Raw genomic sequence first — 23,086 nt, forward strand, 5'->3', positions numbered from 1 at the left:
AGATATTAAAGTTTGGCAAAGCACCGGCGGGCAGCATCGACGGTTCTCTGGATATCCTCTTTGCTATGTGCGACGGACATAAAACCGGCTTCAAACGCAGAAGGGGCCAGATAGACGCCTTCTGCCAGCATCAAATGGAAGAAACGTTTAAAGCGTTCAACATCACAATTCATGACATCCTGATAGCAGGTGACCGTTGGTGAATTGCTAAAGAAGATACCAAACATGCCACCAACGTGGTTAACCACCAGCGGGATATTCTCTGCTTGTGCTGCATCGAGCAGGCCAGTTGCCAGTAAATCGGTTAACTCGGTCAGGGTTTCATGAATACCTACCTGTGCCACTTCAGTTAAACAGGCATAACCCGCCGCCATAGCGATAGGGTTCCCGGAGAGAGTACCCGCCTGATAAACTGGTCCAGTCGGTGCCAGTGCCTCCATGACATCACGGCGACCACCGAAAGCACCCACCGGCATACCACCACCGATAATTTTCCCCAGACAGGTTAAGTCAGGAATGACATGGTAGTAATCCTGCGCCCCGGCTAATGCCACCCGGAAACCCGTCATGACCTCATCAATAATCAGCAATGCACCAAATTCATCACATAGATCACGCAGCCCCGGCAGGAATTCTGGCTGCGGTAGTATGCAGTTCATATTGCCAGCGACAGGTTCAACAATGATACAGGCGATTTCTTGTGGGTATTGCTCAAAGGCTTCACGTACAGAGGCGAGATCGTTATAAGTACAGGTCAGAGTGTGCTTAGCGAAATCAGCCGGTACCCCCGGAGAGTTTGGCTGACCGAGGGTCAATGCGCCAGAGCCTGCTTTTACTAATAGGCAGTCGGCGTGGCCGTGATAGCAGCCTTCAAACTTGATGATTTTATCGCGCGCAGTGAAACCTCGGGCTAGACGAATGGCGCTCATGGTGGCTTCGGTACCGGAGTTAACCATCCGTACCATATCCATGGTTGGCACTAATTCTGTCACCAACTCAGCCATTTTGACTTCCATCGCTGTCGGTGCGCCAAAGCTTAGGCCGCGCTCGACTGCTTCAATTACGGCCTGACGAATGGCGGGATGATTGTGACCAAGCACCATCGGACCCCAGGAGCCGACATAATCGATGTAAGCTTTACCATCGACATCAAATAGATAAGCGCCGTCAGCACGTTCAATAAACAATGGAACGCCACCGACACCGGTGAATGCACGCACCGGAGAGTTAACCCCGCCTGGGATCACCTGCTGTGCCTGGGCATACAGACTTTCGGACTTACTCATAAACTGGCTCCTGAATTGGGCTTGATGACATTGGCTGAGATGATATTATATTAAATAACAGTGAGTTATATAAAATGAATGTTGTTAACATCAGCTATGACCATAGACAATGGTACCTATTCTAAAGAACTGGCCGCGGTTATCAAATGATTGGGCATAATTAACTGCTAGCTTGCGCGACGTGCCGCATATTCGAAACTTTCATCGCTAAACTTACATTCTAAGCCAGAGTGTTTCATCGACGTTTAAGCAGGCACATCATGATGATGTAGTCTAAACTCAGACTACTGTTCATTTGTATTACTTATTATTCAATTGATAAATAGACTAATCATGACTGATTCAACGCAACCAATGCCTGCTGAAGGCGTTACTGAACTCAAACGGGGTCGTTTTATCCGAGCATTGGTTAATCGTGATAAAACGCCGTTGGTTATTCTTATTATGGCTGGTGTGGTCGGGGTTGTTACCGGTTTGCTGGCTGTGGCTTTTGATCGCGGCGTCGATTGGATCCAACAACAAAGGTTGGCAACGCTGGCCAAAGTCGCGGATTACGCAATTTTGGTATGGCCGCTGGCTTTCGTTATGTCGGCGTTGCTGGCGATGGTAGGTTATTTTTTGGTGCGTCGTTTTGCTCCTGAGGCTGGTGGTTCAGGTATTCCTGAAATCGAAGGGGCAATGGAGGAAATGCGGCCAGTGCGCTGGTGGCGGGTTATTCCGGTTAAATTTATTGGCGGCCTTGGAACATTAGGGGCGGGCATGGTGTTAGGCCGGGAAGGGCCGATGGTACAGATGGGGGGTAATAGCGGGCGGATGATTGTCGATATCTTTCGTCTGCACAGCCCTGAAGCACGTCACTCATTGCTGGCAACAGGTGCAGCTGCCGGGTTGTCTGCGGCCTTCAATGCCCCGCTGGCGGGGATTTTGTTCGTTATTGAAGAGATGCGCTCTCAGTTCCGCTACAGTCTGGTATCAATCAAAGCCGTATTTGTCGGGGTGATAACATCTACTATCGTCTACCGCTATTTTAACGGTGAACATGCGGTTATTGATGTCGGTAAAATGAGCGAAGTGCCACTGGACACATTATGGCTTTACCTTGTGCTGGGGATTATTTTCGGTGCCATCGGTGTGATATTCAATGCGTTAATATTCCGCACTCAGGATATGTTCATGCGTTTCCACGGTGGTGATTGGCGCAAGTTAGTTTTGCTTGGCGGCCTACTGGGAGGAATGTGTGGTTTATTGGCATTGTTTCACGGCGAGGCTGTGGGGGGCGGTTTTGCATTAATTCCTATTGCGACAGCCGGTAACTTCAGTATCGGCATGTTGCTATTCATTTTTATTGCTCGAGTTATTACGACACTATTGTGCTTTGGTTCTGGTGCACCTGGCGGGATATTTGCTCCAATGTTGGCTTTAGGAACTATTTTGGGTACTGCTTTCGGCTTGTCCTGCGCGTATTTTTTCCCCGAATACGGCATTGAGGCCGGGACTTTTGCTATTGCCGGGATGGGGGCGCTGTTTGCTGCATCGGTACGTGCACCACTGACTGGGATAGTTTTGGTGTTGGAGATGACCGATAATTATCAGCTTATTTTACCAATGATAGTGACCTGCTTGGGCGCCACATTAATAGCACAATTTATGGGGGGTAAGCCCTTGTATTCAGCTATTTTAGCCCGCACATTACAAAGACAAGAGCAGGCTGCATCTGCGAGTGAACAACAACAACCGGTGGTTGAAAATGATACTCAAACAGGTAGATAATATATAACATTAGCCAGCAATACTTGAATGAATTACTCAGGTATTAGATAATTGATGATTAGATCAGGCTGCCATTGTAGTAACCTGCAACTCGAACACCGGTTGGGAGTGATGAGTATGAGCGATGAAACAGTACTGCCCCTACAGTTTACTGAGGCAGCAGCTAAGAAAGTTAAACTGCTGATTTCTGATGAGGAAAATCCGAATCTGAAGCTGCGGGTTTATATTACCGGTGGCGGATGCAGCGGGTTCCAGTATGGTTTTACTTTCGATGATCAAATCAACGATGGGGATATGACCATCGAAAAGCAAGGCGTGGAATTGGTTGTTGATCCGATGAGCCTGCAATATCTGGTCGGCGGTGCGGTGGATTATACCGAAGGGTTGGAAGGCTCACGCTTTATTGTGACGAACCCGAATGCGAAAAGTACCTGTGGTTGCGGTTCTTCTTTCAGCATTTAATTTATCCTGTGTCCTTGATGCTACAACGACGTTAGCTGTATTCACTTAACCGAACCACTGAATTGCAGCTCATCGGGATTAGTGAGCCTCATTTTGAAGGCACACTCTACGGGCTAGCATCAATGCTGTTCAAATCGCTTCTGACTGATTTGTCGTTCGTTTACTGCCCTGCTGTAACACCAATGACTTTGGGTATAATTAGTCCACTCAATTTCCGATAAAAAACCGCAACTTTAATAGTTGCGGTTTTTTTCATCTGAATATTACCATTCTACAGTGATCAACTGTGTCATCTGGCTGTTACTGGTTTGGCTGAGTAATGAGCCATCTGTCGCAATAAAAGAATGGCTGATTTTAGGTTCGCTAACCAAGCCACCTCCTCGTTGGCAGTGTATTTGTGGATAATTTACTTTTGCATCGTTAGCTATGTGTTCATTTTGATTCGGTGATTGCACCTGACAAGATGGCACGATAGTTAAGCTTAATTCTATTGTGCCGCTTAGCCCCTGAGCCAGCGACGGACTGGCAATAAATGCCAGCCAAAACGTAAACAAAAAATATTTCATGATTTATGACTGCATTTTTATCTGTCGGTGTCCCATTCAGCCAGCTAAATGGGGATATCCTGCTTATTGACGCCGCAGCGTTGTTAGCTATCAGGGCCAATTATTTTGGATAGATATATCGGCTAATTATTTAAAAACTTGAAGATTTAGATCATACAAATTAGACCAATCACTCTATTAGTGCTCTATTTCAAATGTGGGTAGTTTTAAACGCCAGCGGATAGCTGCAAGCCGGATACCGAGCGTAATCACCATGCCCAGCATCATTGCTTGTTGTAAGGGCATACCAAAAGTATAGAACGCGGTAGCATGAACGATACCACCAATAATGCAGGCGGTAGCATAAATTTCAGTGCGCAGGATCATTGGGATCTCGCGGGCTAATACATCGCGGATAATCCCACCGCCGACTCCGGTTATAACACCCATACAGATAGCCACTAACGGGCTGGCACCAGCCGCAAAGGCTTTATTGACGCCGATACCGACGAATACTGCCAGACCAATAGCATCAAGCACCGGCAGGATCCATTTAGGTGTTCGACGAGGTTGACGCACCAACAAAATGGTTGCCAGACAGGTCACCATTGCAACCACTAAGTCAGTAGGATCTTTCACCCAAAAAACCGGGCCATTGGCCAAGGCCATATCGCGGATTGTTCCCCCACCGACAGCCGTCACCACCCCTAAAACCAGCACACCAAACGGGTCCATACGCAACTTCCCCGCTAGCAATACACCAGAGATAGCAAATACCGCAGTACCTAAAATATCCAGCCAATAAACCAGCATTAATGTGACTCCGCCACGGGGGATTGAAAGCTGGCCATTTGTTGGCACAACTGTTCAGCGGCCAGCAGGATACGCGGACCCGAACGATTAAACCAGTCCTCATTCAGCGTTATAACAGGAATTGCAAGCTGAGGTTGCCAGAAGGCTCTGACATTATCAGCTTGTGGCTGGTCACCGCTGACTACGATCACCTGTGGTTGGCGTGTCATGACTTGTTCCCGACTGACTTGAGGCCAAGGAACACGACTGCCAGCAAAAATATTTTCTCCACCACACAGGGAAATAACCTCACTTTGTAACGTATGCCCAGAGCTGGTAAACAGCGGCTGAGTACCAAACTGTAAAAAGGTACGCAAGGGCGTGTTACGGGCATTGTGGCGACGTAATTCAGTAACCTTCTGACGGAGTTGAGCTGCGGCTTGGTGGGCCTGTTCAGGATGCTGGCTGTATTGCGCCAATTTATCCAGATCACCAGCAATTTGATCAATATTTACCGGATCAGAATAGAAGATTGGAATACCAAAGGCGGCGAGTTGATCAAGCGGGCGTTGTGGATTACCGCCACGCCACGCGAGGATCAAGTCTGGCTTTAATGCCAAAATACGTTCGACATTCACGCCTTGCCAGGATGCAACTTGCTCAAGCTTTTTAGCCGCTTCCGGGTAATCAGAGTAAGCACTTACTGCAACCAGTTTATCGCCTAATCCCGCGGCATAAGCCAGTTCAGTGGTGCTGGGGGATAAGCTGATAATCCGCTCTACTGCTACTGCGTATGGTGCAAACAGGGCAAACGAAAACAGGCCGAGCAACAACGTTATTGCTGCTCGTGATAGGGCGAAAATACGGGAACGGACCATTAATTGCGATTAGCCAGTGTGGTTAACATGGCTTCGATCATAAGCGTCGACTGCTGAGCGGCGACCACTAAGAACTCTTCAAAGCTCAGATGAGACTCCTGATCAGCCACATCAGAAATCGCACGAACCACAACGAAAGGTGTCTCGAACAGATGGCAAACATGGCCGATAGCGGCGGCTTCCATCTCGACTGCTGCCACCGACGGGAAGGCCGCGCGGATACGGGCCAGGGGGGCTGAACCATTAATAAAGGCATCGCCGCTGCAAATCAGGCCGCGTACTGCATGTAAGTTCAATTGATTAATGCAGCTTTCTGCCAGTGCAATCAACTCAGCATCAGCAATGAAAGCGGGAGGGCAACCGGCCATTTGGCCTGCTTCATAGCCGAATGCGGTCACATCAGCATCGTGATAGCGAACTTCGTTAGAAACAACGATATCACCCACTTTCAAACTGGAGGCTAAACCACCCGCAGAGCCGGTATTGATTACCACGTCTGGCTGGCAATGCTCTAACAGCAATGTTGTTCCCATGGCCGCAGAGACTTTACCAATGCCGGATTTTAGTAATGCGACATCAACGCCATTGAGTTTACCGGTGTAAATTTCGCAACCTGCTCGTGTCAAGGTTTGGCGATTTTCAATTTTATCACGCAGCAACGTAACTTCTTGCTCCATCGCACCAATAATGCCTACTTTCATATGGATACCCGCTGATTTTAAAGAGTGGATTAGGTTGTAATTATCAACGCACAGTTTATCAGTTAAGTGAGATATCCGGGTAGCTCAGCAAAGATAATGCGTAATGTGCCGCAGTTCATGCGTAATCAATTGCATCTGTTGGCGGGAGTCGGTATCACTGTTTATATTAAATGATCAGGGGGATAACATGTCCGGGATCGACTTTAAGCAGAAAATCAGTTTTCAGCGGCCGTTTGGTAAATCCAGTTCGGCGGAAGATGAATATGAGATTACCCGAGTATTTGAAAGTGATCGGGGTCGGATTGTGAATTCTGCCGCCATTCGGCGTTTGCAGCAAAAAACACAGGTCTTCCCACTGGAACGTAATGCCGCTGTTCGTAGCCGTTTAACCCACTCGTTGGAAGTGCAACAAGTGGGGCGTTATATTGCCAAAGAGATCCTTAATCGGTTTAAGCAGGATAAAAAAATCACAGCTTATGGGCTGGATAAGCTGCTTGATCCCTTTGAAAGCATAGTGGAAATGGCTTGCCTGATGCATGACATCGGTAATCCTCCCTTTGGCCATTTTGGTGAATCAGCTATCAATAACTGGTTTACAAAACAGATGGACCCTAACGGCGGTGGTGCGGAACCTCGTGGTAAGGATCATTGTCAGGTTAATGCATTAAGGCTGCGGGAAGGGGAAACAGAACTTAATATCCTGCGCAGTAAAATCCGCCATGACCTAAGCCAGTTTGAAGGTAACGCACAAGCCATTCGGTTGGTTTACAGTTTATTAAAACTGAATCTGACTTATGCTCAGGTAGGATGCATTCTTAAATATACCAAACCGGCGTATTGGTCAGGCGATATTCCTGCTTCTCATCACTATTTGATGAAGAAACCAGGGTTTTATCTGGCTGAAGAAGACTATGTTAAAGATTTACGTCGTGAACTCAATATGGGAGAGTTCAATCGTTTCCCTCTGACATATATTATGGAAGCTGCGGATGATATTTCTTATTGTATTGCTGACTTAGAAGATGCAGTAGAAAAAAGTATTTTCAGCGTTGAACAACTTTATGATCATATGATGCAAGAGTGGGGCGAAGTTACCCATGGCGACTTGTTTGATAAAGTTGTTGGTGGCGCATTCCGGCAATTAGGTCGCGGGCAAGGCCGGCGCAGTTCGGAAGATCAATTCTTTATGTATTTACGGGTAAATACTGTCGGGAAGTTAGTTCCCCATGCAGCACAACGGTTTATTGAAAATTTACCCACGGTATTTTCTGGCTCGTTCAATCAGGCATTATTAGAAGACTCCAGCCCTGCGTGTAAATTACTGCAAATTTTTAAAAAGGTGGCAGTAAAACATGTGTTTAATCATCCTGAAGTAGAACAGCTTGAATTACAAGGATATAGAGTTATTAGTGGGCTACTTGATATTTACAGCCCATTATTATCTATGCCGCAAACGGCCTTTACACAGTTAGTGGCAGAAGACAGCCACCGCCAGTATCCTATTGAGACGCGGTTGTTCCATAAATTGTCTACTAAGCATCGCTTGGCTTATGCGGAATCGACAGAGCGGTTACGTAATTTATCGTCAGAACAACATGAGATCTATGAATATTATTATCGTGCTCGTTTAATTCAGGATTATATCAGTGGGATGACGGATCTTTATGCTTATGATGAATATCGGCGATTGATGGCTGCGGAATAGTATCCAAGCAAAGTGAGTTGTCCGTTTAATTAACTGTAGTTTTGTAAAGACGGACAATATTTTTTACTATTCCGATTATTGGTTCTATGAACTTCATCCCCCATATTTAATCTTACTATGCAAGACGGCTATATCCTTCTCTTGGCGTTGCCGCGTAGTGAGTGGCTTTCGTTACTCGACCTATCCCTATCGTTGAGCTTTAGTTCGCTCATTAGGATTCGCGCGATTGCTCACTGACTGCTACGTCAATTATTTTGGATATAAGTCAGTTATACCCTTTGTCTCTGAAGCTGCTAGGTTGTTAGCCGCAACTTCAATTTCTTTGGGTATATATACCATTTATTGACCCCTTATTAATTGTACAGCGAGAACCAGAATACATGAAAAAAACAACTTTAGTGTTAAGTGCACTGGCATTGAGCATCGGTTTAGCCATGGGGCCGGTTTCTTCTGCTATTTCGGCAGAGACGGCCTCTTCTAGCAGCCAGCAGCTCCCTAGCCTGGCGCCAATGCTAGAGAAAGTGATGCCTTCTGTTGTGAGCATCAACGTGGAGGGTAGCACCCAGGTTAGCAACTCCGGTGCTGGTGGCGTGCCACCACAGTTCCAGCAGTTCTTTGGTGATGACTCGCCGTTCTGTCAAGACGGTTCACCGTTCCAAGGCTCCCCGATGTGTCAGGGCGGGCAGGGTGGCAAAGGGGGATCACCTAGCAAGCAGGATTTCCGAGCGCTCGGTTCAGGTGTCATTATTGACGCTGCCAAAGGTTATGTCGTTACCAATAACCACGTGGTAGATAATGCGACTAAAATCAGCGTTAAACTGAGCGATGGCCGTAGCTATGAAGCAAAAGTGATCGGTAAAGATCCGCGAACTGATATCGCGTTATTGCAGTTAAAAGATTTTAAAAATCTGACTGCAATTAAAATCGCAGATTCTGATCAATTGCGTGTGGGTGATTATACCGTTGCTATCGGTAACCCATATGGTCTGGGTGAAACCGTAACATCCGGTATCGTGTCTGCTTTGGGGCGCAGTGGTCTGAACGTGGAAAACTACGAAAACTTTATCCAGACTGATGCCGCGATTAACCGTGGTAACTCCGGTGGCGCATTGATCAACCTGAACGGTGAGCTGATTGGTATCAACACTGCGATCCTGGCACCAGATGGCGGTAACATCGGTATTGGTTTCGCTATCCCAAGTAACATGGTGAAAAACCTGACATCTCAAATGGTTGAATTTGGTCAGGTGAAACGTGGTGAATTGGGCATTATGGGCACCGAGCTGAACTCTGAGCTGGCCAAAGCCATGAATGTCGATGCACAGAAAGGTGCCTTTATCAGTCAGGTCTTGCCAAAATCTGCGGCGGCCAAAGCCGGGATCAAAGCTGGTGACGTGATTGTCAGCATGAATGGTAAAGCAATCAATAGCTTCGCAGGTTTCCGTGCTGAGATTGGTACTCTGCCAGTGGGCAGTAAAATGACCTTAGGTCTGCTACGTGACGGTAAACCTGTCAATGTGGAAGTGGCCTTAGAGCAGAGCAGCCAAACTCAGGTTGATTCCGGTAATCTCTATACTGGAATTGAAGGTGCGGAGCTGAGCAACTCTGATGTTAATGGTAAAAAAGGTGTGAAAGTTGATAGCGTGAAAGCCGGCACTGCCGCTGCACGTATTGGCCTGAAAAAAGGCGATATCATCATGGGGATTAACCAGCAGTCAGTTCAAAATCTGGGTGAGCTGCGGAAGATTCTCGATACCAAACCATCAGTGCTGGCGCTGAATATTCAGCGTGGTGACACTTCACTCTATTTATTAATGCAGTAATCGGCATTAATAACGCCAAAAGGGCGCAGTTCATTATGACTGTGCCCTTTTTTTATGTTGAAGCGGGGGTGTGCTAAGCAGTACCTAAATAGCTTTTGGCAGCATAGCGAACATTCTCTATCTCATCTAATAATTCAAGCCATTCAGGTTGCAAGCCTTGTAAATCTGTTTGCTGGCGCAATTGCTGCTCAATTGTCATGCACAATTGCTTCAGTCGCGGCACACCGCTACATGCACAACTGCCATGGAACTTATGAATTAGGTTCAGAATATCGTTGTCATGACTACCTGCCAATATAGCCTGCACGCGACCTATCACTTGCGGCATAAATTCTAATAACATAGTTAACAGGTCTCTGGCGAGAGCCTCTTTATTGGCTGCTTGCCTGACTGCCAGTGGCCAATCTATCACCCCGTCACATTCAGATTGAAGTACCGGCAAGTGAGCAGCCTGCACCAGAAGGGGGGCTGAACTATCATGCTGAAAGCGGGAAAGTGCCTGAATTAATCGAGCTTCATCAATCGGTTTTGCCAGATAGTCAGCCATCCCCAGTTTTAACAACTGTTCTTGCTGGCCTCTTACGGCGTGGGCGGTGACTGCAATAATGGGGGTATCCAGATGATGGGACATCTGATGAATGACTTCGCTGGCACGGATACCATCAATTTCAGGCATTTGAATATCCATTAAGATGATATCCAGCGTGTTTTCTCGGGCATAGGCAATGGCTTTCGCGCCACTGTCACACAACACGGTCTCTTCGACCTGTTCTTCAAGCAGGGTGCCAATGAGTTTTAGGTTAGCTGGATTGTCGTCAACTGCCATTACCTTAAACGGTAATTTAGCCAACTTGTCCGCTTGCTCCACTACGGGTAATTCACTGTGAGGTTCTTCAGATAACAGCAATGGAATCAATCTATTCGATGACAAAGGTTTGACCAGACATGCTTTGGCACCGAGCTGTTTAAGTTGCTCAGCCTCCACCTGTGACTGGCTTGGTAGAGCCAGAATTATGCGCTCGGAAATTTTCAGCGCCGCTACCAGTTTATCTTGATGAACCGCCATATTATTACGGAACGGAATGGGTACCCCCACCAGCAGGAAATCATAATGTTGGCGCGGTAATTGCGCTAACGTCGGGCTATGAGTGACCTGCAAGGGCGTGACACTCAGAATATCTAGCGCGGCCCTTGCTGCACAAGTATTGCGCTCAACATAGGCGAGTGTTTTCCCCTCTAAGTACGACATATCAGGATGGCGATAAGAGAGGGTTTCGTTAAGATCCAGTGTGAGATTGAACCTAAAGGTTGAGCCGCGATCTACTTGGCTGTGAAAGCTAATATCGCCCCCCATCTCTTTGACCAATCTTTCGGTAATGACCAATCCAAGGCCGGTCCCTCCGTGTCGACGCGAGATACTGGCATCCGCCTGACGAAAAGCCTGGAATAGCTGAGCCTGTTGGGATTCAGAAATACCAATGCCCGTATCGTGAATCTCTACTACCAGAGTGACTTGTTGTGCTGTCTTCGCCTGCACAGCAACCAGAATATCGATATTGCCCTGTTCGGTGAATTTAATCGCATTACCGAGCAAGTTCGTGACAATTTGCTGCAAACGCATCGCATCCCCGACTACCTGCTCGGGGACATCATTATTAACATGCAGTGTCAGCTCCAGCCCTTTCTCATGTGCGGTGTGTGCCAGTAAGATAATGACTTCATCCAGTGCACCACGTAGTGGGAAGGGAATGTGTTCAAGAATGAGTTTTTCGGCCTCCAGTTTGGAGAAGTCGAGAACATCATTAATGATGCATAACAGGTTGTTGGCTGAACGTTGGATAGTCTGCAAATAGTCAGTTTGTGTGGGGGTTAGCGAAGTTTTCAACGTTTGGCGCGTAAAACCAATGACACCATTTAGCGGAGTTCGTAGCTCGTGAGACATGTTAGCCAGAAACTCCGACTTAATGCGTGCCGCTTCCTGTGCCCGCTTTTTTGCCAGCCCCAGCTCAACATTTTGTATCTCCATCTGTTCCAGTGTTTCGCGTAAATCAGATGTCGCTTGATCGATATTTTGCTGCATCTCTTCGTGATAGGCCGCCAACGACATCGCCATCGAATTGATACCATTTTTCAGAATATTCAGCTCGCCGAGCATATGTCCTTCGACCCGGCTATCCAATTGTCCTCGACGAATACGGTCAACAGCATTCACCATGTTACGGATTGGGCCGGTAACATCGCGCATCAAACGATAAGCAAACAAAATCGCTACACACATGCAAAACAGCAACAGCAGGGTTGAAATAAAGATCTCTTTGTATTGCTGCAAACGCACCGATTGTAAATCCAAATCTATGGCGATATAGCCTAGTGGCTGATGGGTTATATCCGAATCCGAGACTCTGTCACTGGATAAGTTGGATTCCGAGACAATAGGCATTCGCATAATCAGCGAGTCGCCGCGATAAGAGAGCATCAGCGACTCAGGGATAGAATCACCTTTAGGTAACCTTAATTGTGAGGAATTGTAATTATAGTTAGATGTGACAAAAAGATTGTTATCTGCGTCGAAAACGGATATTGACCGAACAATATTCGAGTGACGGCGATGAAGCAGGTTAATCAACTGACGGACAGTATCGCGGTTGCGAAAGGTCATGCCATATTCACTGGCAACCGCCAACGGTTCGATAATATTAGTGCCTGCATTAACTATTTGTTTTTGAAGCTCATTATAACGATTTACCATAAAGGAAGTACTGAGTAACAGCCCAAGAAGCAGCGTGGGGGCCAGGATTAAAATCATCATGCGCGCGCGAAGACTGTATTTGGTCATGGTATTCCAATGTGGGAGAATCGGCAGCTTACAAAACCAGTGCTTGATCAATCAATATGGCGCAATTCTACTCTCCAAACCGACGTGTGACGACCCGACAAACGATAACTGTGACAGTAAATTCTCTTGATCCCTTTGGTCAGGGGGTTGCACGCGATAAAGGCAAAGCTATTTTTATCCCCGGGGTTCTACCGGGAGAGCAAGCTGAAATTGAGCTGATCGAGCAAAAACGCCAGTATGGTCGCGGTAAACTTAAACGTTTGTTGAACCAATGTAGCGAAAGAGTGGCTCCTCCTTGCCCTCACTTTGGAATTTGTGGAGGCTGTCAGCAGCAGCACGCTTGTAGCCAATTGCAACAAGATAGCAAAGTAGATTCGCTCAGGCGACTGCTGGTGCAGGCAACGGGGGGCTGCCCTGCATTAGACTCGGTTATCTGTGGGCCAGAGTATGGTTATCGGCGGCGGGCGAGGTTGGGGTTGCTCTATCAGCCAAAACAGCAGCGATTACAAATGGGCTTCCATCAAACTGAATCTCACGACTTGGTTAGCATAAAACATTGTCCCGTCCTGCGGCCTGAATTGGAGCGCCTGCTACATCCGCTCTATCAATGTTTATCTGCCTTACAGGCTGTGCGCCGGTTAGGGCATGTGGAACTGGTACTGGCTGATAATGGGCCGTTGCTGGTTTTACGCCACCTTGATACCCTTAATGAGGTAGATCGTGCAGCGCTTATAGATTTTGCTCTGCGGGAGGGGGTTGCCGTTTATCTGGCTGCCGACAGCGAGAATCTGGAAAAACTCTTTGGTGAGGACCCCTATTACCAGATAGACGGTCTACGCTTAGCATTTCATCCACGGGATTTTATTCAGGTCAATGATACGGTCAACCAACAAATGGTGGCTCAGGCTCTGGCATGGCTTGATGTACAACCTGACGAACGGGTACTGGATCTCTTCTGCGGTATGGGTAATTTTACATTGCCGCTAGCAAAGCGTGCGCGTGAAGTTGTCGGGGTGGAAGGAGTTGCGGAGCTGGTGGCGAATGGGCAGTATAATGCGCAGAACAATGCATTAGCCAACGTGTCATTTTTTCATGAAAATCTGGAATCCGATATCAGTCGTCAGCCGTGGGCGATACAAGGATTCGATAAAGTATTATTAGACCCCGCTCGCGCAGGTGCTGCCGGGGTGATGTCACATATAGTCAAACTGGCGCCAAAGCGGGTGGTGTATGTTTCGTGTAATCCCACTACGCTGGCACGGGATAGTCAGGTGTTGTTAGCCGCCGGTTACCGTCTTGCTCAGGTGCGAATGTTGGATATGTTTCCCCACACCGGGCATCTTGAATCTATGGCGCTGTTCATGCAGGAGCCAGGGGTCGCAAAGTAGGGAGAAGTTATGGTTGCGGTACGAAGTGCACATTTGAATCCGGCGGGTGAGTTTGCTCTCGACGACTGGATCGCCAGCTTGGGGCTTCCTAATCCGCAGTCAGGTGAGCGATTGGCCGAAACCTGGCGTTACTGTGAGCAACAGACGCAAAACCATCCTGATGCCTCGTTATTGTTGTGGCGCGGTCTTGAAATGGTTGAGATTCTTTCCACTCTGAGCATGGATAACGACAGTATGCGCGCGGCGCTACTGTTCCCGCTGGTGGATGCCAATGTGGTGGATGAAACCACCCTGACTGAGCAATTTGGCAAGGGTATCACCTATCTGGTGCATGGCGTGCGTGACATGGACGCTATCCGCCAATTAAAAGCGACTCACAACGACTCCATGAGCTCTGAGCAAGTGGATAACGTGCGCCGTATGCTGCTGGCGATGGTGGAAGATTTTCGCTGCGTGGTCATCAAACTGGCTGAGCGTATTGCTCATTTGCGTGAAGTGAAAGATGCACCGGAAGACGAACGCGTGCTGGCGGCCAAAGAGTGTTCCAATATTTATGCCCCGCTGGCTAACCGCTTGGGTATTGGTCAGATTAAGTGGGAGTTGGAAGACTTCTGCTTCCGCTATCTGCATCCCGATGAATATAAACAAATTGCTAAATTGCTTCATGAGCGTCGTATTGATCGTGAACAATTCATTGATGATTTTGTCGCTTCATTGCACAAAGCAATGGCGGATGAAGGTATCAAAGCTGATATTTATGGCCGACCAAAGCATATCTACAGTATTTGGCGCAAGATGCAGAAAAAGTCGTTGGCCTTCGATGAGTTATTCGATGTGCGCGCTGTGCGAGTGGTCGTCGAGCGTTTGCAGGACTGCTATGCCGCATTGGGGATTGTGCATACTCATTTCCGTCATTTGCCTGATGAGTTTGATGATTACGTCGCTAACCCTAAACCCAATGGCTATCAGTCAATTCATACTGTAGTCCTCGGGCCACGTGGGAAAACGCTGGAGATTCAGATTCGTACCCGCCAGATGCATGAAGATGCTGAATTGGGGGTTGCCGCCCACTGGAAGTACAAAGAAGGTGCTGTGGCGGCGGGGCGTTCTGGCTATGAAGGGCGCATTGCCTGGTTACGTAAGCTGATTGCCTGGCAGGAAGAGATGGCAGATTCTGGCGAGATGCTGGATGAAGTGCGCAGTCAGGTATTTGACGATCGGGTCTATGTGTTTACCCCGAAAGGCGATGTTATTGATTTACCTGCCGGTTCTACCCCACTCGACTTTGCTTATCATATTCACAGTGATGTGGGGCACCGCTGCATAGGTGCTAAAATCAGTGGCCGAATTGTGCCGTTTACCTATCAGTTACAGATGGGTGATCAGATTGAAATTATCACCCAGAAGCAACCCAACCCAAGCCGTGACTGGCTGAATCCTAACCTCGGTTATGTCACTACTAGTCGTGGGCGATCCAAGATCCATAACTGGTTTAGAAAACAAGATAGAGACAAGAATATTCTTGCTGGCCGGCAGATGCTGGACAACGAATTGGAACATATGGATATCAGCCTAAAAGAGGCTGAGAAGCTGCTAGTTCCGCGCTATAACATGAATTCGATGGATGAAGTGTTGGCGGCCATTGGCGGTGGTGATATTCGTCTGAATCAGATGGTCAACTTCCTGCAAGGCAAGCTGAACAAGCCAACAGCGGAAGAGGCTGATTTAGAGGCATTGCGCCATCTGAATAATAAGCATCAGCCACCACCACGCAACGCTAGCAAAGACAGCGGGCGCATTGTGGTCGAAGGTGTTGGCAATCTGATGCACCATATTGCCCGTTGCTGCCAACCGATTCCCGGTGATGAGATTATTGGTTTTATTACCCAGGGGCGGGGGATATCCATTCATCGTGCTGATTGTGAACAACTGGCTGAATTGCAGTCTCATGCACCAGAGCGGATTGTTGATGCGGTTTGGGGTGAAAGCTACTCCAGTGGCTATTCATTAGTAGTGCGGGTGACCGCCAATGATCGCAGTGGCTTGTTACGTGATATCACCACCATACTGGCGAACGAAAAGGTCAATGTATTAGGGGTTGCCAGCCGCAGCGATACTAAAAAGATGCTCGCTACCATCGATATGGATATCGAGATTTACAACTTGCAGGTGCTGGGCAGGGTGTTAGCCAAGCTGAATCAGTTGCCGGATGTGATAGATGCCCGTCGGCTCCACGGCAATTAAGTTTTTGATCTGGACGGCTACTGCGCTTTGGCATATTGATATTGGGCAGTGCTCGCCCTCCTCACGTACTGCGTGTACGCTCCGGGGGCTGTGCGCTGGCCGCAATCAATCTGCCTGCGCTCGCTACGCCTCGAATTTTAAACAGCAAAAAAGTGAATAAATTGAGATGACCCAGCCAGTAACTACCCCTGATATCACCGCCTTAGCTCTGCAACGTTTGTTGGATATTATGCGTACCTTGCGTGACCCGGAGCACGGCTGTCCGTGGGATCGTAAACAGACGTTTGACACCATCGCTCCCTATACATTAGAAGAAACCTATGAGGTGCTTGACGCGATTCAGCGCAAGGATTTTGATGATTTACGTGATGAACTGGGCGATTTGCTGTTTCAGGTGGTGTTTTATGCCCAAATGGGGCAGGAACAGGGGTTGTTTGCGTTTGATGATGTTTGTCATGCCATCAGCGACAAACTGGAGCGTCGTCACCCGCATGTATTCCCTAATGCTGCGCTAAACGCCACTGACGTAGCGATTGGCAGTGAAGCGGCGCTGGCGGGTTGGGAATCGCGTAAAGCCGAGGAAAGAGCGGAGAAAGCCCTGTATTCGGCACTGGATGATATTCCCGATGCACTACCAGCATTGATGAAAGCCCATAAAATCCAAAAGCGCTGCGCAGTGGTTGGTTTTGATTGGGACACACTTGGTCCGGTTTTGGACAAAGTCTATGAAGAGATCGATGAAGTGATGTTCGAAGCTCGCCAAGCGGTGGTGGATGAAGAAAAACTGGGGGAAGAAATTGGCGATTTGCTGTTTGCTACGGTTAACTTATCTCGTCATTTAGGCCATAAAGCTGAAAATGCCTTACAGGCAGCTAACCGCAAGTTTGAACGTCGTTTTCGTCAGGTAGAACAAATAGTTATGGCATCAGGGAAGAGCATGGAGAGCGCGACGCTGGAAGAAATGGAAGCCGCCTGGCAGCAAGTTAAAAAGCAAGAAACTGAAATTTAAGGTGTTTTAATTCATTTGGCGGATGGTTGTTGGATTTTAATTACGTTAATATATTGAATTATAACGGATAGCAAGACGATGTTCCGTGCGGTTTTGGTAGCGAAAATGGCCACTGGCGCGGAGATAGTTTGTAGCGAAACCAAGGTTCGAGTATACTACTTTCCCGTCTTGGTTCTTCCATCGTCTTTAAACCTAAACTCTCAGGTTCAGCATGACAACTAATTATATTTTTGTGACCGGCGGGGTCGTATCCTCTCTGGGTAAAGGCATTGCCGCAGCCTCTCTGGCGGCTATACTTGAAGCCCGTGGCCTCAACGTTACCATCATGAAACTGGACCCGTACATCAACGTGGATCCGGGCACCATGAGCCCGACTCAACACGGGGAAGTTTTCGTCACCGAAGATGGTGCTGAAACCGATCTGGATTTAGGGCATTACGAGCGTTTCATTCGCACCAAAATGACCCGTCGTAACAACTTCACCACTGGCCGTATCTATTCTGAAGTTCTGCGTAAAGAACGCCGTGGCGACTATCTGGGTGCGACTATCCAGGTTATCCCTCATATTACCAATGCTATCAAAGAGCGCATCATCGAAGGCGGCGAAGGCCACGATGTGGTTTTGGTTGAAATTGGTGGCACCGTGGGCGATATCGAATCCTTGCCATTCCTGGAAGCTATTCGCCAGATGGCAGTTGATGTTGGCCGCGAGCACACGCTTTATATGCATCTGACGTTGGTTCCTTACCTGGCAGCTGCCGGTGAAGTGAAAACTAAGCCAACGCAACATTCGGTAAAAGAGCTACTTTCCATAGGTATTCAGCCAGATGTGCTGATATGCCGTTCTGATCGCGCAGTTCCTGCTAATGAACGGGCCAAAATTGCCTTGTTCTGTAATGTGCCAGAAAAAGCGGTTATCTCCCTAAAAGATGTTGATTCCATTTATAAAATCCCAGGGCTATTGAAATCACAGGGCCTTGACGATTATATTTGTAAACGATTCAGCTTAACTTGTCCTGAAGCAAATCTTGCTGAATGGGAACAGGTATTATACGAAGAGTCGAATCCAGGTGGCGAAGTGACCATCGGGATGATCGGTAAATACGTAGAATTGCCGGATGCTTATAAATCTGTGATTGAAGCACTCAAACACGGTGGGCTGAAAAATCGCCTGACTGTGAACATCAAGCTGATTGATTCGCAAGATGTTGAGACACGCGGCGAAGAGATGCTGAAAGGACTGGATGCTATTCTGATCCCAGGTGGCTTTGGTTACCGTGGTGTGGAAGGCAAGGTTCTGGCAGCGCGTTATGCCCGTGAACACAATATTCCTTATCTGGGTATTTGCCTGGGTATGCAAGTTGCACTGATGGAGTTTGCCCGCAACGTAGCGGGGATGGAAAACGCAAACTCCACCGAATTTGTGCCAGACTGTAAGTATCCGGTGGTTGCATTAATCACCGAATGGCGTGATGAAGACGGCAACGTTGAAGTACGCACGGAAGAGAGCGATTTGGGCGGTACCATGCGGGTGGGTGGGCAACAATGTCACCTGACCGAAGGTAGCCTGGTACGTCAGATGTATGGCGAACCTACCATCGTTGAGCGCCATCGTCATCGCTATGAAGTAAATAACATGTTGTTGAAGCAGATTGAATCCGCCGGGTTACGTGTAGCAGGGCGTTCTGCGGATAACAAACTGGTGGAAATTATTGAGTTACCAAACCACCCGTGGTTTGTAGCTTGTCAGTTCCATCCAGAATTTACTTCGACGCCACGTGATGGTCACCCGTTGTTCGCCGGCTTTGTTAAAGCGGCTGGTGATTATCAGAAGCGCCAGGTGAAATAAAATATTTGGTAGAAGGGGCGGCAGTGATGTCGCCCCCTCTGTCTGGAGTTTTAGTTTAACTTGTACTGAGGAAAATCTAATGTCCAAAATCGTTAAAGTCATCGGTCGCGAAATCATCGACTCCCGTGGTAACCCAACTGTAGAAGCTGAAGTTCATCTGGAAGGCGGTTTTGTTGGTTTGGCTGCGGCACCATCAGGTGCTTCTACCGGTTCCCGTGAAGCACTGGAACTGCGTGACGGTGACAAATCCCGTTTCCTGGGCAAAGGCGTTCTGAAAGCCGTTGCAGCAGTAAATGGCCCAATTGCTCAGGCAGTTATGGGTAAAGATGCTAAAGACCAGGCTAACATCGATAAAATCATGATCGATCTGGATGGTACTGAGAACAAATCCCAGTTTGGTGCTAACGCCATCCTGGCTGTTTCTCTGGCAGCAGCGAAAGCAGCAGCAGCGTCTAAAGGCATGCCTTTGTACGAGCACATTGCTGAACTGAACGGCACCCCAGGCAAATTCTCTATGCCACTGCCTATGATGAACATCATCAACGGCGGCGAACATGCTGATAACAACGTTGATATTCAAGAGTTTATGATTCAGCCAGTAGGCGCGAAAACTCTGAAAGAAGCGGTTCGCATCGGTTCAGAAGTGTTCCATACTTTGGCTAAAGTTCTGAAGTCTAAAGGCATGAGCACTGCGGTAGGCGACGAAGGCGGTTATGCACCAAATCTGGGTTCTAACGCCGAAGCACTGGCTGTTATCGCTGAAGCGGTAAAACAAGCAGGCTACGTGTTGGGCAAAGACGTTACTCTGGCTATGGACTGTGCGGCATCTGAGTTCTACAAAGATGGCAAATATGTTCTGGCTGGTGAAGGCAATAAAGCGTTCACTTCTGAAGAGTTCACTCACTTCCTGGAAGACCTGACCAAACAGTACCCAATCGTCTCCATCGAAGATGGCTTGGACGAATCTGACTGGGCTGGCTTCAAATACCAGACCGAAGTTCTGGGCGACAAAATTCAGCTGGTTGGTGACGACCTGTTTGTAACCAACACCAAGATCCTGAAAGAAGGTATCGAGAAAGGTGTTGCTAACTCTATCTTGATCAAATTCAACCAGATCGGTTCTCTGACCGAAACTCTGGCTGCTATCAAGATGGCGAAAGATGCAGGTTACACCGCGGTTATCTCTCACCGTTCAGGCGAAACCGAAGATGCTACCATTGCCGACCTGGCAGTAGGTACCGCAGCAGGCCAAATCAAAACTGGTTCAATGAGCCGTTCTGACCGTGTTGCTAAATACAACCAGCTTATTCGGATTGAGGAAGCGCTGGGTGACCGCGCACCATTCAACGGTCTGAAAGAAGTGAAAGGCCAGTAATTACTGCGCGTTACCTTCAGTAAAACAGTTTGTTGATAAAGCCCGCCTTAATAGGCGGGTTTTTTTATGGGATATGGCGGGGCAAGCTTCGGTAATATGCTGGCCGTGAGCTGTCATTGTTACAAATTAGCCTGTTATTACCACTTACTTACCTCTGCGGGATTAATCTGAATCTCACCCACCCCACACATCGGCTTCACATCTCTTACACCGCTGCCGTGCAGATAATTCATCACCCGTTATCATTAATGTGTACCCGAATGATTCGACAATAATGCATAAAGGAAGATAACGGATGAAACTGAAATACTTAATGTTGCCAGCGATGCTTTTTACCAGCAGTGTGCTGGCTGCAGGCGTTACTGTGACCATGAACGAAGCACTCCCTGAAGGTAATGGTAAAGCTCTGGGCACGGTGACAGTGACTGAAACACCTTATGGTTTATTGTTCACGCCCAATTTGACCGGGCTGGTGGCGGGGATTCATGGATTCCATCTGCATGAAAACCCAAGTTGTGCACCAGGGCAGAAAGACGGCAAACCCGTGCCAGCCCTTGCTGCTGGCGGCCATTTTGATCCACAAAAAACTGCCGTACACCTTGGCCCTTATAATGACAAAGGGCATCTAGGGGATTTGCCGGGACTGGTTGTGAATGCTGATGGCAGCGCGACTTATCAGGTATTGGCTCCACGGCTGAAATCACTCTCTGAACTGAAGCAGCATGCCCTGATGATCCATGCCGGTGGCGACAACTATGCCGATCATCCAATGCCGTTAGGCGGTGGTGGTGCGCGCATGGCTTGTGGCGTGATTGAGTAATACTCTGATACAGACAAACTGGCAGCATAAGCGTTGCCAGTTTGGTCACAGTCAGAGAATCTGCGATAATCGCCGATTGGCTTGAATGAATATAGAGAAACTGATGCTGTACCCGATTAATGAGATGTTCCAAACCTTGCAAGGCGAGGGTTACTTCACCGGTGTACCGGCGATCTTTGTGCGTTTGCAGGGCTGCCCGGTAGGTTGTAGCTGGTGCGATACCAAACACACTTGGGAAAAGGAAGCCGATCGGGAAGTCGATATGCAGCGTATTATGGTGAAAACTGCCGAAAGTGATGCCTGGGGGGAAGCCAGCGCACAGCAGCTATTAGATATTTTCTCTCAGCAGGGATATACCGCACGCCACGTTGTCATCACTGGTGGAGAACCCGCTATTTACGACTTGTTCCCCTTAACCTCATTGTTGGAGCAGGCCGGTTATAGCTGCCAGATTGAAACCAGCGGCACGCATGATGTGCGGTGTTCAGCGACGACCTGGGTGACGGTTTCGCCAAAAGTGAATATGCGCGGTGGCCTGAAAGTATTGCCTCAGGCATTGCAACGCGCCGATGAAATCAAACATCCGGTTGGCCGCATGCGTGATATCGAGGCATTAGAGGCACTGCTTGCCACGCTGGATGACGACAAAAAGCGGATTATTGCGCTACAACCCATCAGCCAGAAAGACGACGCCACTAAGCTCTGTATCGAAATTTGTATTGCCAAGAATTGGCGGTTGTCGATGCAGACGCATAAGTATTTAAATATCGCTTAATCCCCTTCGTCCTTGCCGCCGCAGCCGTGTTGCGGCGCTCATTCACCCAAATCACTTACTCATGTAAGCTCATTGGGATTCATTCACTTGCTGTCTTGCTGCAACATTAATGACTTTGGGGATCCCCTTCGTCCTTGCCGCCGCAGCCGTGTTGCGGCGCTCATTACTCGGCCCGTCCATGGGCCTCGCCTCTGTGAGGCCGCTGCAAGCAGCGTTCAAATCTGCTCCCGACAGATTTGTCACCCAAATCACTTACTCATGTAAGCTCATTGGGATTATGAGCCTTATAAGAGGCTCACCCTGCGGGCCAGCACAAGCGCTGTTCAAAATGGTTTACAACCAATTTGTCATTCACTTGCTGTCTTGCTGCAACATCAATGACTTTGGGTATCGATTTGTTAGTCGCGATTTATTACCCGCGATAAACGCAGCCCGCAGAACAGGTCTCTTTCACCATCACTGCGCTCAGTTCTGGTAGCTGCGGTTTAAGCTGTTGCCAAATCCAACTGGCCAGCACTTCACTGGTCGGGTTTTCCAAACCAGGAATATCATTCAGATAGTAGTGATCCAGTCGTTCCCAAATAGGTTTAAATGCCGCTTTCAGATCAGCAAAATCCATCACCCAGCCGGAGTGAGCATCGACTTCACCGGTAACCTCGATACGGACCATAAATGAATGACCGTGCAAACGGCCACACTTATGACCTTCCGCAACATGGGGCAGCCGGTGAGCGGCTTCAAATTGAAAATCTTTAAATAGGGTGGTGCTCATAGTCCTGACCTTATTGACTCAAAAAACCGCCGCATAGTACCGGAAAGCACCTCTGC

General features: G+C 48.1%; 18 protein-coding genes. 11 read left to right on the forward strand and 7 right to left on the reverse strand.

All coding sequences use genetic code 11. The features are described 5' to 3' along the window. Window positions 1–5: 5 nt before the first annotated feature. Window positions 6–1,286, reverse strand: a complete 1,281-nt coding sequence (hemL, locus tag Q2T72_RS04115; protein WP_372568692.1) for a glutamate-1-semialdehyde 2,1-aminomutase — start codon at window positions 1,284–1,286, stop codon at window positions 6–8. 333 nt (window positions 1,287–1,619) lie between these two features. On the opposite strand from hemL, the gene clcA reads away from it, so the two are divergent. Both clcA and erpA read left to right on the forward strand, forming a co-directional pair. After that, entirely contained in the window at window positions 1,620–3,056 is a 1,437-nt protein-coding gene (gene clcA, locus Q2T72_RS04120; protein WP_372568693.1) for a H(+)/Cl(-) exchange transporter ClcA, read from the forward strand. 117 nt (window positions 3,057–3,173) lie between these two features. Beyond that, window positions 3,174–3,518, forward strand: a complete 345-nt coding sequence (erpA, locus tag Q2T72_RS04125; protein WP_004706254.1) for an iron-sulfur cluster insertion protein ErpA — start codon at window positions 3,174–3,176, stop codon at window positions 3,516–3,518. Window positions 3,519–3,781: 263 nt separating this feature from the next. On the opposite strand, the gene Q2T72_RS04130 is transcribed toward erpA, so the two are convergent. From Q2T72_RS04130 to mtnN, 4 genes are all read right to left on the reverse strand, one after another. Beyond that, window positions 3,782–4,084, reverse strand: a complete 303-nt coding sequence (locus tag Q2T72_RS04130) for a hypothetical protein (protein WP_372568694.1) — start codon at window positions 4,082–4,084, stop codon at window positions 3,782–3,784. A 177-nt stretch (window positions 4,085–4,261) separates the two neighbouring features. Beyond that, window positions 4,262–4,876 (reverse strand): TRIC cation channel family protein, encoded by a 615-nt coding sequence (locus Q2T72_RS04135; RefSeq protein WP_019211026.1) that lies wholly within the window; start codon window positions 4,874–4,876, stop codon window positions 4,262–4,264. Further along, window positions 4,876–5,733 carry a vitamin B12 ABC transporter substrate-binding protein BtuF gene (gene btuF / locus Q2T72_RS04140; RefSeq protein WP_372568695.1) on the reverse strand — a complete coding sequence of 286 codons (858 nt, stop codon included), beginning with the start codon at window positions 5,731–5,733 and terminating at the stop codon, window positions 4,876–4,878. The genes Q2T72_RS04135 and btuF overlap by 1 nt, the downstream gene beginning before the upstream one ends. After that, window positions 5,733–6,434 carry a 5'-methylthioadenosine/S-adenosylhomocysteine nucleosidase gene (mtnN, locus tag Q2T72_RS04145; protein WP_372568696.1) on the reverse strand — a complete coding sequence of 234 codons (702 nt, stop codon included), beginning with the start codon at window positions 6,432–6,434 and terminating at the stop codon, window positions 5,733–5,735. The genes btuF and mtnN overlap by 1 nt, the downstream gene beginning before the upstream one ends. A 187-nt stretch (window positions 6,435–6,621) precedes the next feature. Here mtnN and dgt point away from each other — a divergent pair, with 187 nt between their 5' ends. Both dgt and degP read left to right on the forward strand, forming a co-directional pair. Then, complete coding sequence (gene dgt / locus Q2T72_RS04150) at window positions 6,622–8,139, forward strand: dGTPase (RefSeq protein ID WP_083160434.1); 1,518 nt, start codon at window positions 6,622–6,624, stop codon at window positions 8,137–8,139. 380 nt (window positions 8,140–8,519) lie between these two features. Then, complete coding sequence (gene degP / locus Q2T72_RS04155) at window positions 8,520–9,962, forward strand: serine endoprotease DegP (protein ID WP_372568697.1); 1,443 nt, start codon at window positions 8,520–8,522, stop codon at window positions 9,960–9,962. A 73-nt stretch (window positions 9,963–10,035) separates the two neighbouring features. On the opposite strand, the gene barA is transcribed toward degP, so the two are convergent. Beyond that, the gene (gene barA, locus Q2T72_RS04160; protein ID WP_372568698.1) at window positions 10,036–12,798 is read right to left on the reverse strand and encodes a two-component sensor histidine kinase BarA; all 2,763 of its coding nucleotides are present in this window, start codon (window positions 12,796–12,798) and stop codon (window positions 10,036–10,038) included. A 56-nt stretch (window positions 12,799–12,854) separates the two neighbouring features. Here barA and rlmD point away from each other — a divergent pair, with 56 nt between their 5' ends. From rlmD to queE, 7 genes are all read left to right on the forward strand, one after another. Then, entirely contained in the window at window positions 12,855–14,186 is a 1,332-nt protein-coding gene (gene rlmD / locus Q2T72_RS04165; protein WP_372568699.1) for a 23S rRNA (uracil(1939)-C(5))-methyltransferase RlmD, read from the forward strand. Window positions 14,187–14,195: 9 nt separating this feature from the next. Next, entirely contained in the window at window positions 14,196–16,430 is a 2,235-nt protein-coding gene (relA, locus tag Q2T72_RS04170; RefSeq protein ID WP_083160425.1) for a GTP diphosphokinase, read from the forward strand. A gap of 166 nt (window positions 16,431–16,596) precedes the next feature. Next, the gene (mazG, locus tag Q2T72_RS04175) at window positions 16,597–17,439 is read left to right on the forward strand and encodes a nucleoside triphosphate pyrophosphohydrolase (RefSeq protein ID WP_083160423.1); all 843 of its coding nucleotides are present in this window, start codon (window positions 16,597–16,599) and stop codon (window positions 17,437–17,439) included. 211 nt (window positions 17,440–17,650) lie between these two features. Further along, window positions 17,651–19,288, forward strand: a complete 1,638-nt coding sequence (gene pyrG / locus Q2T72_RS04180; protein ID WP_083160421.1) for a glutamine hydrolyzing CTP synthase — start codon at window positions 17,651–17,653, stop codon at window positions 19,286–19,288. Between the two features lie 79 nt (window positions 19,289–19,367). Then, window positions 19,368–20,663, forward strand: coding sequence for a phosphopyruvate hydratase (gene eno / locus Q2T72_RS04185; RefSeq protein ID WP_050086475.1), 1,296 nt, complete (start codon window positions 19,368–19,370; stop codon window positions 20,661–20,663). Window positions 20,664–20,958: 295 nt separating this feature from the next. Continuing rightward, on the forward strand, window positions 20,959–21,483 hold the full coding sequence (sodC, locus tag Q2T72_RS04190) for a superoxide dismutase family protein (RefSeq protein ID WP_083160419.1): 525 nt from the start codon (window positions 20,959–20,961) through the stop codon (window positions 21,481–21,483). A 103-nt stretch (window positions 21,484–21,586) separates the two neighbouring features. Next, complete coding sequence (gene queE / locus Q2T72_RS04195) at window positions 21,587–22,258, forward strand: 7-carboxy-7-deazaguanine synthase QueE (protein ID WP_372569853.1); 672 nt, start codon at window positions 21,587–21,589, stop codon at window positions 22,256–22,258. A 412-nt stretch (window positions 22,259–22,670) separates the two neighbouring features. Here the strand turns inward: queE and queD are convergent, their stop codons facing one another. Then, a complete protein-coding gene (gene queD / locus Q2T72_RS04200; RefSeq protein WP_372558054.1) occupies window positions 22,671–23,030 on the reverse strand; it encodes a 6-carboxytetrahydropterin synthase QueD in 360 nt (119 codons plus the stop codon). Between the last annotated feature and the right edge of the window lie 56 nt (window positions 23,031–23,086).

The sequence above is a fragment of the Yersinia sp. 2466 StPb PI genome (assembly GCF_041538325.1).
GTDB classification, from domain to species: Bacteria; Pseudomonadota; Gammaproteobacteria; order Enterobacterales; family Enterobacteriaceae; genus Yersinia; species Yersinia enterocolitica_E.